Origin of the sequence: Streptomyces sp. NPDC059224 (assembly GCF_042754285.1) — a bacterium.
In the GTDB taxonomy this organism is placed as follows: domain Bacteria; phylum Actinomycetota; class Actinomycetes; order Streptomycetales; family Streptomycetaceae; genus Streptomyces.
Map to the genome: position 1 here is coordinate 97,882 of NZ_JBHZAN010000027.1, position 12,552 is coordinate 110,433.

The following is a 12,552-nucleotide window of genomic DNA, read 5'->3' on the forward strand; positions in this document are numbered from 1 at the left end:
GGGGGTGGCGCCATGAGTGCGCGCCTGCGCGGAATCGCCCGGGAGACCGAGCGGATCGTGGCGGCGGGGGGCTACCGGACGCCCGACGGCCGGGAGATTCTCCTGGCCGCCGACATCGCCGCCGCACAGGCCGGGACGCGGATCCACGGCCCGGAACCGGTGCCGGTTGCGGAGGTCTCACCGGCCCGGACCGTCGTCGAGGTGACCGGCGAGAGCAGCCTGGAGGCCGCCCGCCGGCTGGCCGACGCCCCGGTCGCTGTCCTGAACTTCGCCTCCGCCCGCAATCCGGGCGGCGGCTATCTGAACGGCGCCCAGGCACAGGAGGAGGCCCTGTGCCGCGCCTCCGCGCTCCACGCCTGCCAGGTGCACGCCCGGGCCTTCTACGACCACCACCGCGCCCACCGCGACCCGTTCTACTCGGACCGGGTGATCCACTCCCCGGCGGTCCCGGTCTTCCGCGACGACCGCGGCCGGCTCCTCGCGGAGCCCTGCCGCGCCGGTTTCCTCACCTCCGCGGCGCCCAACGCGGGCGTGGTCCGCCGTACGGCACCGGATCGCACCGGTGAACTGCCGGGCGCCCTCGCGGTACGGGCCGAGCGCGTCCTGGAGGTGGCAGCCGCGCACGGATACCGGCGGATGGTCCTCGGCGCCTGGGGCTGCGGGGTCTTCCAGAACGACCCCCGGCAGGTCGCGGAGGCCTTCCACGGCCTGCTGGGACCCGGCGGACGGTTCGCGCGGACCTTCGAGCACGTGGTGTTCGGGGTCCTGGACCGTACGCCGGGATCGCCGGTCCTTGCGGCCTTCACCGAGACGTTCCGGGAAGCCTCGGCCCTCGACGGTCAGCCGCTCACCGCCAGCCGTAGCGCTCGTGCAGCCGGTTGCGTACGAGGTTGAAGCGGCCCCGGTCCAGCGCGCAGGCCTCCCGGCGCATGCCGTCCTCGTGCAGCCGCAGCACTCGGTCCACGTCGATCCAGGAATCACGTCCCGACCGGTCCCAGGGGCCGCTGCCGATCGCCACCCACTCGCGGTCGTTGTCGTGCCGCTTGCTCGACAGCTGCACGGCGAGCAGGGTGCCGGCCGCCTCGCGGGCGACGACCAGGACCGGACGGTCCTTGCCCCGGCCGTCGTTCTCCTCGAAGGGCACCCAGGTCCACACGATCTCACCGGGATCGGGGTCGCCGTCGTGGGCGGGGGAGTATTCGGTGCGCACCCTGCCGACCCCGCGCGGGTCGGCTTCGGTGGTCGCGGTGGGGCCGTAACGGCCGGGAATGTTCTCGTCGTCGGTAAGCGCAGTCACGAGGGCACCCTAAGGGGCCTCAGCCTGCGAGAACACGCGGGGTGCCGGTACGGCGCAGCTCGGTCTCGATCAACTCGGCGGTGAAGTCGGCACGTTCGATGTGCGGAAGGTGGCCGGCCCCGGGCACCGGCTCGAACCGGCCCTGGGGGAAGGCCTTCGCGTAGGCGGCTCCGTAGGCGGGGGTGACGACGCGGTCGCTCTCGCCCCAGATCACCAGTACCGGCTGTGCCACCCGTCCGAGCCTCGGCATCAGCTTCGCACTGGTCATCCGGCCGCCGTCGGTGAGCAACCGCATGGTCGCCATGTTGGCCCGGCGGCGGTCGAGTTCGGCGGCGGGGAGGGTGGCCGGGTCGACGTAGAAGCGGTCCGGGTCGTGCCAGGAGTGCTCGGCCTGGGCGCGCGGGTCCAGCGCGAAGAAGTCGGTGACCTGCTCGCCTTCGACGTCCGCGCCGACCGCGTTGACCAGGACCAGGCCGGTGATCAGCCCGCCGGTGTCGCGTATCGCCATCTCGGCGGCGAGTTGACCGCCCAGCGAGGAGCCGACCACCAGGACGTCGCCCGCCTCGCAGTCCTGGAGCAGGTGGAGATAGGCGACGGCGAGGTCCTCCACGCTCGTGAACCAGTCGGGGCGGGGCGTTCCGTCCCAGCCGGGATGGACGGGGGTGAGCACGCGGCCGGACTCGGCGAGGCGGGCGGCGAGACCGGCGACGGTGGCGGGGCCGCCGCCTCCGTGCAGGACGAGGACGGGGCGGCCGGAACCGGCCTCGGTGAGAGAGACGGGCAGGTCGGGATACACCTGGACGGTGCGGTTCGTCGTCATGCCGGGAACTCTAACTAAACATCTTTATATAAACAAGCTTAGTCATGAGTTAGACTCGACCCATGCACGATGACCTGCACGTTCTCGGAAGAGCGGTGAAACAGGCCCAGTACCGGCAGCACCGGGCGATGGACAGCGCGCTCTCGGCCGTCGGTACCACCCTCGCGCAGTGGGACGCGCTGCGCGCCATCGACCGGCTGCCCGGCGCCTCGGCGCGCGAGCTGGCCGCCGCCACCTTCCAGAGCGAGCAGGCCTTCGGCACGCTGGTGGGCCGGCTGGCCGCGCAGGGTCTGGTGGAACGGCGGCCGGGCCACGGACGCCGCATCCAGCACCACCTCACCCCGGACGGCGAGCGCATCCTGGCGGCCGGGCACGGGGTGGCCGGCGAGGTGCTCGCCGGATGCTTCGCCGGGCTGACGGCGGCCGAGCGGAGCGCCCTGCTGGAGCTGTTGCGGCGGCTCAACGAGCAAGAGTGAGCGCGGAGATGCCCCCGGACCCGCCGGGGGCACCCCTGTCGTGCGTCGCGCCGGCGGCTACTCGCCGTCCTGCTCCACCGGAACCTTCTGCGCCTTCGGGGCCGCGACGCCGTTGAGGACCGGCGAAGCCCCGGTGTGGTCCTGCCCGTTCTTGTTCATCGAGGCCAGCAGCTGGCGGGCCAGCCCCAGTCCGGTGCCGCCCATCGTGAGCGCCTTGGCGAACATCTCCCCCATGCCGTCGGCGCCGTTGAGCAGCACCATGTTGTCGACGTTGCCGAACGCCGAAGCGCCGGCCTTCACGATCTCCGGCCAGTTCTCGGCGAGTTGCTGGGCGACCACCGCCTCCTGGTTCTCCGCCAGGGCGGCGGCACGGGCCTTGATGGCCTCCGCCTCGGCGAGGCCCTTGGCCTTGGCCGCCTCGGCGTCCGCCAGGCCCCTGGCCTGTGCCGCGGCCGCCTCGGCCTCACCGGTGGCGCGGGTCGCGGCGGCGCTCGCCGTACCCCGGGCCTTGGTGGCCTCGGCCTCGGCGCTCGCGGCCGCCTTGACCCGGGTCGCCTCGGCCGCCGCCGCCAGTTCCGTCTCCTTCGCCTTGGCCTGGGCCGCCGAGATGCGTGCGTCCCGCTCGGCCTCGGCCAGCGTGCGCTTCTCGTAGGCCTTGGCGTCGGCAGGCTTGCGGACGTCCGCCTGGAGCTGCTGCTCACGCCGGTGCGCCTCCAGCTCGGCGACCCGCGTCTCCTGGACGACGACCTCCTGCCGGGCGGCCGCGTCGGCGAGCGGACCGGCCTGGCGGGACTGGGCCGCCGCCTTGTCGCGCTCGGCCTGGTAGCCGGCCTGGAGGATCTCGCTGTCCCGGGTGGCCTCCGCCATCCGGGCGAACGAGGCCTGCTCCGCCTCGGTGGCGAGACGATTGGCCTCCGCCTGCGCGATCCGCGCGTCCCGCTGCACGGCGGCGGCGTGCGGCATCGCCAGGTTCTTGATGTACCCGGTCGGATCCTCGATCTCGTGGATCTGCAGGGAGTCGACGATGAGCCCCAGCTTCTCCATCTCCGTGCCACAGGCGGCCCGGGTCTGCCCGGTGAGCTTGTCCCGGTCGCGGATCATGTCCTCGACCGTCAACCCGCCCACGATGGACCGCAGATGACCGGCGAACACGTTGTGCACCCGCTCGGACATCAGCTTCTGCTGGTCCAGGAACCGCCGGCCCGCGTTGGCGATCGACACGAAGTCGTCGCCCACCTTGAAGATGACCACCCCCCGTACCTTCAGCGGAATGCCCTGCTGGGTCACGCAGTCCACCGACAACTCGGTCTCGTTCAGGTCCAGTGACAGCTTGCGCACCGCCTGCACGCCCGGCAGTACCAGCGTGCCGCGCCCCGTGACGATGCGGAAACCCATGCCTGCTTCGAGACCTTCGGTCCGATGGTTCGAACCGGAGATGATGAGCGCCTCGTTCGGCTCGGCGACCCGCCACATCATCTTGAACACACCGATCAGCACGAGGGCGGCGAGAACCGCCGCACCCGCAACGACGCCGACGACCATCGGCATTCGCCCCCTTTGCCTGGTGCCCTCACGGCACCGAACGAAGGGAGTGTGCGCTCGCGCGAGCGCGGGGTGAAGACACTGGCGGATCCTTGTTGCCATCTTGACGCATACGCCCCTCACCTGGGGCTACGCGTGCTCAACTGTCGTACGCGGGCATGACGTAGACCGTTCGCGGCGGCAGGTGCTCGACCACCGTCACCACCGTCCCCGGCTCGATCCGGGTGCCGGCGTCGGCGGCGTAGGCGAGGAAGTGCTCGGCGCCTCCGCGCACCCGGACGATCACCTCGCCGACGAGTCCGGGCCCGACCGTTCCGGTGACCCGCCCCATGAGCCCGACCATCGACGCATCGTCCATGGTCAGAGGGTACGGGCGGGGCAGGCGACGGGAAAGCCGCCGGGCGCCGGTCGCGGGGCCGTCATGCGGCCGGCGAGCCGGTCACCACGGCCCGGGCCGGCGGCCAGTGCTCGTGCCAGCGCAGTTCGGCCTCCAGCTGGGCGGCGACGGACACGAGCAGCGGCTCGCTGTCGGCCGGGCCGAGCAACTGGGCGCCCACCGGGAGTCCGTCGCCCACGAATCCGGCGGGCACATTGACGCCCGGCCACCCCAGCACGTTCCACGGCCAGGCGTAGGGGCAGGCGGCGATCATCGCCCGGTCGGTGGCGAACTGGCCCAGCTCCAGCAGCGCGCCGACGCGGGGCGGGGGAGTCGCGGTGGTCGGCGCGAGGACCGCGTCGTAGGACGCGAAGAAGCCGCCGAACCTGTGGCGCAGGGCCGTCTCCGCGCGCCGGGCGGCCCGCAGCGGGGCGCCGCCGAGCAGCCGGCCCAGCCGGGCCGCCTCCAGGGTGCGCCTGTCGAGCAGAGCGGGTTGCGCCGTCTCGCGGACGCGTTCGGCGATCCCGACCGTGGCGCGCGGGACGAAGGTGAGTCCGATCCGGCCGTAGGGCGGGTCGGCCTCTTCGACGGTGTGGCCCAACGCGGCGAGTTTCTCAGCGAGTTCCAGGACCCGGGCGCGTACGTCCGGCTGGAGGCGGGCGGGCAGCGCGGTGAACGGCGGCTTCAGGGACAGCGCGATACGCAGCCGCCCCGGGTCGCGGCCGACCGCGTCGGAGGTCGTCAACTCCTGTGGGCGGTGCGGGTCCTGGGGGTGGTTGCCGCTGGCCGCGTCCAGCAGCAGGGCGGCGTCGGCGACCGTGCGGGCCAGAGTGCCGTTGACGGTGATGCCCTGGAAGGACTCGCCGCGCGGCCAGGTCGAGATCCGGCCGCGCTGGGGCTTGATGCCGACGAGGTGGGTCCAGGAGGCCGGTATGCGCACCGACCCGGCGCCGTCCGAGCCGAGCGCGGCCGGGACGAGCCCCGCCGCGACGGCGGCCGCCGACCCGCCCGATGAACCGCCCGGAGTGTGTCCCGGCTGCCAGGGGTTACGGGTCGCGCCGAAGGCCGGTCCCTCGGTGAACGGCCACTGTCCCAGTTCGCAGGTGTTGGTCTTGCCGATGATCACCGCTCCGGCCGCCCGCAGCCGTCGTACCGCTTCACCGTCCTCGGCCACGGGCGGGAAGTCGCCCCGGCAGCCGAACGCGGTCGGCTCGCCGGCCACGTCCGTGTCGTCCTTCACCGCGACCGGCACCCCGAGCAGTGGACGGCGCACCCCGGCGGCCAGCTCCCGGTCGGCGGCGTCGGCTTCGGCGAGCGCGGCGGACGCGCGGACGATCCGGAAGGCGTTGAGGGAGCCCTGGGTGGACCCGATCCTCTCGAGGCAGTCCTGGACGAGCTGACGGGAGGTCATCTCGCCGGCCGCCAGGGCGCGTACGGACTCGGCCAGACCCGGTGAACGGTCGGACGGCATGCGAACCCACCTTCTGTAGCGTGCTACTTACCGGAGGGTAACGTCGAGTCGGGCCGCGCCGGACAGTTTTCGCACAGCCGGCGCCCGGTCATGTCCCAGGACCGGTCCGCCCCTTGGCGTGAGCCTGTCGACCCTCGTGTTTTCTGCTCGCTTTCTCGAGCCATGTTCGACATGACGGACGCCGGGACGTGTCCGCGTCCGCGAGACGCAGTCCGAGGAAACACGGCCCGATCCTTCCGGTCCGTCAACTGCCCGGCCCGGTACTGGCAGGAGCAGTCCGCCCTTCCCGGCCTCCCGGTCGTGACCGGCTCCAGGTGCCGCCGCTGACCCCGATTCGACGCCGACGACGGCACGTCCCTGTTCGCGGGGGACGCCACGTTCATCGTCCGGACGGGCACGGACAGCGCCCTGGTGCGCTTCGAGTCGTACAACTGCCCCGGCTGCTGCCTCCGCCACTACGACTGCCAACTCCGCGCGGACGGCGCGGACCTGTTCCGCCGGAACAGTTCCTTCGTGCCGGTGACCGCATGGGCCTGAGCCGCGGCGCGCTCCCCGCTAAGGCGAGGTGGCCAGGTGCGGGGAGCGGAGTACGAGCAGGGTGATCTCGCTGGGGGCGAAGACGCGGAACGGCGGGCCCCAGAAGCCGGTGCCGCGGCTGGTGTAGAGCAGGGTCCGGGCGCCGTGGTGACTGAGGCCGGCGAGAGCGGGCTGGTCGATGCGGACCAGGTGGTGGAAGGGCCAGATCTGGCCGCCGTGGGTGTGGCCGGAGAGCTGAAGGTCGATGCCCTCGGCTGCCGCCCGGTCGATGAACTTCGGCTGGTGGGCCAGGAGGAGGACGGGCAGGTCGCGGTCGGCGCCGGCCAGGGCTCCGGCGAGATGGGCGCCGTGGCCTGCCAGACCGGAGGCTTCGGCGGTGACGTCGTCCACGCCGGCGACCACGAGGGTGTCGCCTCCGCGTTCGACCAGCAGATGGCGGTTGCGCAGCGGCTCCCAGCCCAGCTCGTCCATCAGGTCGACCCAGCCCTGGGCCTCGCTGTAGTACTCGTGGTTACCGGTGACGTACACGCGGGCCCGGGTGGCCCGCACCGTACCGAGCGGGGCGGCCTGGGCGCGGCGGCGTTCGGCCGTACCGTCCGCGATGTCGCCGGTGTGGCAGACCAGGTCGGCCTCCAGGGCGTTCACCGTCTCGCAGACCCGGGCCGACCAGCGGGCGCGGTCGAGCGGGCCGTAGTGGGTGTCGGTGATGAGGGCGACGCGGATGCCGTCCAACCCGGCACCCAGTCGTGGGAGCCGCACCTCGAGTCGGCGCACGCGCGGCACGCGGCGGGCCTCGGCGTACCCCCAGGCGAGCAGCGCGGCGGTGACGCCGAGGACCGCCCAGGTGACGATCCGGGCTCGGTCCTGGCCCTCGCCGACACCGGCCACGGTCAGGGCGAGCCGGAGGAGGACGCCGAGCAGGACGGACCAGGTGAACAGCACCCAGCCGACGCCCAGCAGGGTGTCACCGATGATCGCCGCCCCGTCCTGCTGGCGCCGGCCGTGGCCGCGCGCCATGGCGAGCGGCATACCGATGAGGCCGAGGGCGAACAGGGCGGTGCCGGCCGGCGTGACGGGCAGCGGCCAGTGCTGGCCGCCGTACAGGAGCACCCAGCAGGGCACGGTCCACAGCAGGACGGGGGCGATCAGCGGGATGTAGCGCATCAGGCGGTGCAGCGGGCTCCGCCGCGGCGCCTGCGCTTCCGCATCGGCGGGCCGGGTGTTGCTGGTGTCGGTCACGCTTCCCCTCCCTGACCAGGCTGCCGTCTCGCGCACTGTATCCGGTCGCTCCCGTTGTTACTCACTTTCGGGTGACGGCCTGGGTGGTGGGGGTCGGTGCGGTGGGCCGGCGGGTGGGGCGCAAGCCCGCAGTCCGTGGGGGATCGAGCGGTGGGTGGGCGTCAACACCGTGCATTCGGCGCATACATGGAGGTTGCAGGGGAGAGTCATAGGAACATGACGGAACTGTCATGACCTTCGCGTACCCCTCACCTTCCCTCCGCACGGTGGGCAGGGTGTGGGTGTGCGGCCGACCGGCCGCCGACCCGCACCACGCACCCCGGGTGGCCTGCGACGTTCCCGTCGCCCGCCCCGGGTGTGCCGGCTCCGAGGAGGGGGACCTCGTGTCCATGTCCGTGACCGCCCGCCGTCTGACCGCCGCCGCCGCCGTGGCCGCTGCCGCCGTGGGCGCGCTCGCCCTGCCCGCCGCCGCCGACGGCCGTCCGGGCGCCCGCCCGCACGGCGACGTGGTGATCAGCAAGGTGCAGTACGACTCCCCGGGACGCGACGACCGCTCCAACCGCTCCCTGAACAACGAGTGGGTGGACATCACCAACGCCACCCGTCGGACGGTGAACCTGGACCACTGGACCCTGACCGGCGGGGACGGCCGCCGCTACACCTTCCGCCACGTCCGTCTGGAAGGACGGGCCACCGTCCGCGTCCACACCGGGGTGGGCCGCGACAACGCCCGCGACGTCTACCAGGACCGCCGCGGCTACGCCTGGGACGACCGCAACGACACCGCGACCCTGCGCAACGACCATGCCCGCATCGTCGACCAGGTCAGCTGGGGCCACCGCCACGGCCACCGCAACGGCGGCCACCGCAACAGCACTCCCAACCGCCACTGACCCGTCCACCGCGCTCCCCACGGGGAGCGCGGGGAAGGGCCCGGCGGGCATCACCACGCGCGCCGGGCCCACCGTCGTGGAGTACGTGGTCAGCGGCGCCTCCGGTAGGACCAGCCGGTGCCTATTCCCGCCACGTGCAGAGCCAGGGCGGTCAGGCCCAGCAGCATCAGGTTCGTGGAGGTGAAGGTGTCGTTGGTACTGATGTCCGCCGCGTTGATCAGGAAGGCGATGAAGAACAACACCGCGGCGATGATGGCGGCCATGAGCGGGCTCCTCTCGATGGGGTGAATCCCGTATGCCCGCACATCACCTCCACAAGCCCGTTGCCGGCCGACCATGAGGAGTCAGGGCCGAGGGACGAACCGTCAGAAGACCCGGATCGGGATCTCGGCCGGGTCGGTGAGCAGGCCGAAGATCTCGTCGTCCAGCCGAACCAGGGTGACGGAGGCGCCGGCCATGTCGAGGGAGGTGCAGTACTCGCCCACGTAACTGCGCCCTACCTCGATGCCGCGCTCGGCCAGCTGCTTGTGGGCCAGGCCGTACACCAGGTACAGCTCACCGATCGGGGTGCCGCCGAGGCCGTTGACCATCAGGGCGACGCGGTCACCCGAGGAGAAGGGCAGGTCGTCCACGACCGCGCCGACCAGCTCGGCCACCATCGCGTCCGCCGACTGCAGCTTCTCCCGCCTGCGGCCCGGTTCGCCGTGGATGCCCACGCCCATCTCGACCGCGTCGTCCGGCAGTTCGAACAGCGGTGCGCCCTTCGCCGGAGGCGTGCAGGCGGTGAGTGCCATGCCCATGGTGCGGGTGACCGAGTTGACCTTCTCGCCGATCCGGTACACCTCGTCGAGGTCCGCACCCCGCTCGGCGGCCGCCCCGACGGCCTTCATCACGAAGAAGTTCCCGGCCACCCCGCGCCGGCCGACGGTGTACGTCGAGTCCTGTACGGCCACGTCGTCGTCGATGAAGAGAGTGCGGACGGTCACCCCGTCGGCCCGGGACAGCTCCTCGGCCATCTCGAACGCCATGCGGTCCCCGGTATAGTTGTTGACCAGCAGCAGCACACCCTTCGGGGAGGCGACCAGCTTGACCGTCTCGTACACGTAGTCGGCGGGCGGTGCGGCGAACACGTCTCCCGGACAAGCGGCGTCGAGCATCCCCTTGCCGACGGTCATCACGTGGGCCGGCTCGTGACCGGATCCGGAGCCCTGCACGATAGAGACCTTGTTCTCCCGCGGGGCGTCGGCACGCATGATCAGGTTGTACTCGGGCACGTACCTCAGCGTGCCGGGGTTGGCCAAGGCCAGCCCCTCCAGCATCTGCGCCACGTAGTCCTTCGGGTCGTTGACGAACTTCTTCATGCCGTGACTCCTCCTGGTCCAGCCGGTCGCGTCAGTCGCGTGCGTCCCACTCGGCGGCGACGCGCTCCGCCATGACCGCGATCGCCACCGCGCCCGGGTCGGGCGAGCCGATGCTGCGCTCACCGGTGTAGCTCTGGCGGCCGCGGCGGGCCTGCATGGATGCCGTCGCGTCGGCGGCGGCGCGCGCGGTCGTGGCGGCCAGGGCGGCCAGTTCGGCTGCGCCGGCGGCCGGTTCGCCCTGTGCCAGCCGCCGCTCCAGGGCGTCGGTCATCGGGATCAGGGCATCCAGCAGGGTCTTGTCGCCGACGTCCGACCTGCCTCGCGCCTTGATGCCCTCCGCGGCGGCCCGCAGCATGCCGACCGCGTCCCCGGCGTCCAGTTCCGGCCGGTCCTTCACGGCGCCGGCGGCTCGCAGGAAGGCGGTGCCCCACAGCGGCCCCGACGTGCCGCCGACCCGTTTGGAGATCACCATCGCGACCTTCTTCAGGAAGCCGGCCGGCGCGTCCGCGGCGAGGTCGTCCCAGTCGGCGAGCACGATCTCGAAACCACGGGCGAGCGAGTACCCGAAATCCCCGTCCCCCGCGACGGCGTCGAGGTCGCTGAAGGCCCGCTCGTTGTCCACCGCGGTCCGGGCGATCGTCCGCACCACGAAGGTGAGGTCGCCACCGGGCGCCGACGGCGACGGGGGTGACGATGGCGATGGTGCTGACATGTCTCTCCTGACTGCCGTGACGTCAGTGCGGTCGGGGGTCGGCCGGCGCGGGGTCCCTGGCACCGGGTCCCGGGCCGGCGGCGGTGAGCAGGCGGGCGAGGTCCGCGAGCACGACGTACGGCCCCGGGGCGACACCGAACGGATCGCTGAGCACCCGGGCGACGGTCTCCCGCGGCGGCGGATCGCCGAGCGAGGTGACCACCAGGGCGGCCCCGGTGAAGTCCTCCTGGCCCGTGTAGGCGCTGGTCGTGACCGCGCAGGTGAGCCCGGCGCCGAGCGCGGCCAGCAGTCCGTTGCGGCTGTCCTCGATCACGACGGCGTCCGCGGGCCGCAGGCCCAGCCGGTCCAGGGCGAAGGCGTAGATGTCCGGGGCCGGCTTCTTCCGCTGGACCACGTCCCCGGCGAAGACAGCGAAGCGGGAGGCCAGCTCGGGACCCATGGCGAGTTCGAGCACGCTGCGGACGGACGGCTCCGCGGAGGTGGAGGCGACCGCGAGCGCCCACCCGGCCTCGTGCGCCTCCGTGGCGACCCGTCGCACCCCGGGCCGGGGCGGAATGCTGCCGCCCCCGATGATCGCCGTGTAGATCTCGGTCTTGCGCCGGTGCCAGGCCGCCACCCGTTCGTCGAGCGCGGCCGGGTCGGTGGGCAGGCCGGCGGCGGCGACGAAGTCCGGGGTCAGCAGCGTGCGCATGCGCTCCTTGCCGCCACCGACCCGCACCTTCTGCGCGTACTCCTCGTCGCTCCACCGCACCGGGAGACCGAACTCCTCGAACGTCCTGTTGAAGGCGGGCAGATGACCGTCGCGTTCGGTGTCGGCGAGGACGCCGTCGCAGTCGAAGACGAGCGCGGGCACGGCTACCTCGCCTGCCCGGCGCTGCCGAAGAGCCTCATCAGCGAACCGGCCAGCTCGACGACGTCCCGGCGGACGTCCCGGAAGAGCGAGGGCGGATCCCACTTCTGCCGCTCCTCGGCAGTGCGCAGGAAGGCCAGGTTCGACTTCATGTACGTCTCCTTGAGGGCCGTGGAGATGTTGACCTTCGCGCACCCCCGGGAGATCAGGTCGCGGAACTGTTCGTCGGAGAGCCCGCTGCCGCCGTGCAGCGCGATGGGTACCGGATGGGCGGCCACGATGTCGGAGACGCGCTGCGCGTCGAGCACCGGCGCCTGCCGGTACGATCCGTGCGCGTTCCCGATCGCCGGTGCGAAGACGTCCACCTGCGTGGTCCGCAGGAACTCCAGCGCGACCGCCAGGTCCTGCCGCTCGGCGGCGACGTCGGTGCCGATCCCGTCCTCCACGCCGGTGATCGACTCGATCTCGCCCTCTACCGCGGCGCCGAAGGCGCGGGCCTCGGCGACGACCTCGACGGTCTGCCGCATGTTCTCCTCGACCGGCAGCCTGGAGGCGTCGAAGAGCACCGAGTTCCATCCCCGCCGCAGGCACTCGGTGATGACCTCACGCTCCGGGCAGTGGTCCAGGTGCAGGGTGACGGGGACGTCGATGCCGGCGGTCATCGACGTCCACATGGCGTAGAGCACGTCGCTGCCGACGGACCTGACCGTCTTCACCGAGGTCTGCACGATCAGCGGCGACGCGTTCTCCACCGCGGCCGCCAGCACGGCCTCCAGCGTGAGGTCGTTGAACACGTTGATGGCCGGTACGGCGTAACGCTCCTCGAAGGGCCTGGCGAGGATCTCGGTCAGCGGTGTCACACCCACGACGCCTCCACCTCTCCACCGACCGCCCCCGCTCCTCCATTCCACGCCCTGGCCTCACCCGCCGCCACTTTTACCGCGGGCGCGGGCCGGCCTCGTGCGGACCGCGGTCTGC

At 72.3% G+C, this 12,552-nt stretch carries 14 protein-coding genes and 1 pseudogene; 4 read left to right on the forward strand and 11 right to left on the reverse strand.

Annotated elements, in window-relative coordinates:
• Positions 1 to 12: 12 nt before the first annotated feature.
• Positions 13 to 894, forward strand: a complete 882-nt coding sequence (locus ACFXI4_RS29060; protein WP_384996461.1) for a TIGR02452 family protein — start codon at positions 13 to 15, stop codon at positions 892 to 894.
• Here the strand turns inward: ACFXI4_RS29060 and ACFXI4_RS29065 are convergent.
• The gene (locus ACFXI4_RS29065; RefSeq protein ID WP_362720577.1) at positions 848 to 1,297 is read right to left on the reverse strand and encodes a type II toxin-antitoxin system PemK/MazF family toxin; all 450 of its coding nucleotides are present in this window, start codon (positions 1,295 to 1,297) and stop codon (positions 848 to 850) included. The two genes, ACFXI4_RS29060 and ACFXI4_RS29065, sit on opposite strands and share 47 nt — an antisense overlap.
• A 19-nt stretch (positions 1,298 to 1,316) precedes the next feature.
• Positions 1,317 to 2,117 carry an alpha/beta hydrolase gene (locus tag ACFXI4_RS29070; protein ID WP_362720580.1) on the reverse strand — a complete coding sequence of 267 codons (801 nt, stop codon included), beginning with the start codon at positions 2,115 to 2,117 and terminating at the stop codon, positions 1,317 to 1,319.
• Between the two features lie 62 nt (positions 2,118 to 2,179).
• Between ACFXI4_RS29070 and ACFXI4_RS29075 the strand changes: the two genes are divergently transcribed.
• Positions 2,180 to 2,593: a MarR family winged helix-turn-helix transcriptional regulator gene (locus ACFXI4_RS29075; RefSeq protein ID WP_384996464.1), complete on the forward strand. Its 414-nt coding sequence runs from the start codon at positions 2,180 to 2,182 to the stop codon at positions 2,591 to 2,593.
• A gap of 57 nt (positions 2,594 to 2,650) precedes the next feature.
• On the opposite strand, the gene ACFXI4_RS29080 is transcribed toward ACFXI4_RS29075, so the two are convergent.
• The 3 genes from ACFXI4_RS29080 to ACFXI4_RS29090 form a co-directional block, all read right to left on the reverse strand.
• Positions 2,651 to 4,141, reverse strand: coding sequence for a flotillin family protein (locus ACFXI4_RS29080; protein WP_384996467.1), 1,491 nt, complete (start codon positions 4,139 to 4,141; stop codon positions 2,651 to 2,653).
• A 133-nt stretch (positions 4,142 to 4,274) separates the two neighbouring features.
• Positions 4,275 to 4,493 (reverse strand): hypothetical protein, encoded by a 219-nt coding sequence (locus ACFXI4_RS29085; RefSeq protein WP_362720590.1) that lies wholly within the window; start codon positions 4,491 to 4,493, stop codon positions 4,275 to 4,277.
• A gap of 61 nt (positions 4,494 to 4,554) precedes the next feature.
• Entirely contained in the window at positions 4,555 to 5,982 is a 1,428-nt protein-coding gene (locus ACFXI4_RS29090) for an amidase (RefSeq protein WP_384996471.1), read from the reverse strand.
• A gap of 219 nt (positions 5,983 to 6,201) precedes the next feature.
• On the opposite strand from ACFXI4_RS29090, the pseudogene ACFXI4_RS29095 reads away from it, so the two are divergent.
• Positions 6,202 to 6,519: pseudogene (locus tag ACFXI4_RS29095) on the forward strand (AbfB domain-containing protein); the annotation flags it as partial.
• Between the two features lie 18 nt (positions 6,520 to 6,537).
• On the opposite strand, the gene ACFXI4_RS29100 reads toward ACFXI4_RS29095, so the two are convergent.
• Positions 6,538 to 7,758 carry a metallophosphoesterase gene (locus tag ACFXI4_RS29100; RefSeq protein ID WP_384996474.1) on the reverse strand — a complete coding sequence of 407 codons (1,221 nt, stop codon included), beginning with the start codon at positions 7,756 to 7,758 and terminating at the stop codon, positions 6,538 to 6,540.
• Between the two features lie 389 nt (positions 7,759 to 8,147).
• Between ACFXI4_RS29100 and ACFXI4_RS29105 the strand changes: the two genes are divergently transcribed.
• Positions 8,148 to 8,651 (forward strand): lamin tail domain-containing protein, encoded by a 504-nt coding sequence (locus ACFXI4_RS29105; RefSeq protein ID WP_384996620.1) that lies wholly within the window; start codon positions 8,148 to 8,150, stop codon positions 8,649 to 8,651.
• A gap of 89 nt (positions 8,652 to 8,740) precedes the next feature.
• Here the strand turns inward: ACFXI4_RS29105 and ACFXI4_RS29110 are convergent, their stop codons facing one another.
• The 5 genes from ACFXI4_RS29110 to ACFXI4_RS29130 form a co-directional block, all read right to left on the reverse strand.
• The gene (locus tag ACFXI4_RS29110) at positions 8,741 to 8,914 is read right to left on the reverse strand and encodes a hypothetical protein (RefSeq protein ID WP_362730647.1); all 174 of its coding nucleotides are present in this window, start codon (positions 8,912 to 8,914) and stop codon (positions 8,741 to 8,743) included.
• Between the two features lie 102 nt (positions 8,915 to 9,016).
• Positions 9,017 to 10,012 carry a dihydroxyacetone kinase subunit DhaK gene (gene dhaK / locus ACFXI4_RS29115; RefSeq protein ID WP_362730649.1) on the reverse strand — a complete coding sequence of 332 codons (996 nt, stop codon included), beginning with the start codon at positions 10,010 to 10,012 and terminating at the stop codon, positions 9,017 to 9,019.
• Between the two features lie 31 nt (positions 10,013 to 10,043).
• Positions 10,044 to 10,724, reverse strand: coding sequence for a dihydroxyacetone kinase subunit DhaL (dhaL, locus tag ACFXI4_RS29120; protein WP_384996479.1), 681 nt, complete (start codon positions 10,722 to 10,724; stop codon positions 10,044 to 10,046).
• 22 nt (positions 10,725 to 10,746) lie between these two features.
• Positions 10,747 to 11,577: an HAD-IA family hydrolase gene (locus ACFXI4_RS29125; protein WP_384996482.1), complete on the reverse strand. Its 831-nt coding sequence runs from the start codon at positions 11,575 to 11,577 to the stop codon at positions 10,747 to 10,749.
• A 2-nt stretch (positions 11,578 to 11,579) separates the two neighbouring features.
• The gene (locus ACFXI4_RS29130) at positions 11,580 to 12,440 is read right to left on the reverse strand and encodes a class II fructose-bisphosphate aldolase (RefSeq protein WP_384996485.1); all 861 of its coding nucleotides are present in this window, start codon (positions 12,438 to 12,440) and stop codon (positions 11,580 to 11,582) included.
• Between the last annotated feature and the right edge of the window lie 112 nt (positions 12,441 to 12,552).

Coding starts and splice junctions, on each gene's coding strand:
- ACFXI4_RS29110 (WP_362730647.1), bottom strand. CDS start 8,914: ATGGCCGCCATCATCGCCGCGGTGTTGTTCTTCATCGCCTTCCTGATC.
- dhaL (WP_384996479.1), bottom strand. CDS start 10,724: ATGTCAGCACCATCGCCATCGTCACCCCCGTCGCCGTCGGCGCCCGGT.
- ACFXI4_RS29060 (WP_384996461.1), top strand. CDS start 13: ATGAGTGCGCGCCTGCGCGGAATCGCCCGGGAGACCGAGCGGATCGTG.
- dhaK (WP_362730649.1), bottom strand. CDS start 10,012: ATGAAGAAGTTCGTCAACGACCCGAAGGACTACGTGGCGCAGATGCTG.
- ACFXI4_RS29075 (WP_384996464.1), top strand. CDS start 2,180: ATGCACGATGACCTGCACGTTCTCGGAAGAGCGGTGAAACAGGCCCAG.
- ACFXI4_RS29085 (WP_362720590.1), bottom strand. CDS start 4,493: ATGGACGATGCGTCGATGGTCGGGCTCATGGGGCGGGTCACCGGAACG.
- ACFXI4_RS29105 (WP_384996620.1), top strand. CDS start 8,148: ATGTCCGTGACCGCCCGCCGTCTGACCGCCGCCGCCGCCGTGGCCGCT.
- ACFXI4_RS29090 (WP_384996471.1), bottom strand. CDS start 5,982: ATGCCGTCCGACCGTTCACCGGGTCTGGCCGAGTCCGTACGCGCCCTG.
- ACFXI4_RS29080 (WP_384996467.1), bottom strand. CDS start 4,141: ATGCCGATGGTCGTCGGCGTCGTTGCGGGTGCGGCGGTTCTCGCCGCC.
- ACFXI4_RS29070 (WP_362720580.1), bottom strand. CDS start 2,117: ATGACGACGAACCGCACCGTCCAGGTGTATCCCGACCTGCCCGTCTCT.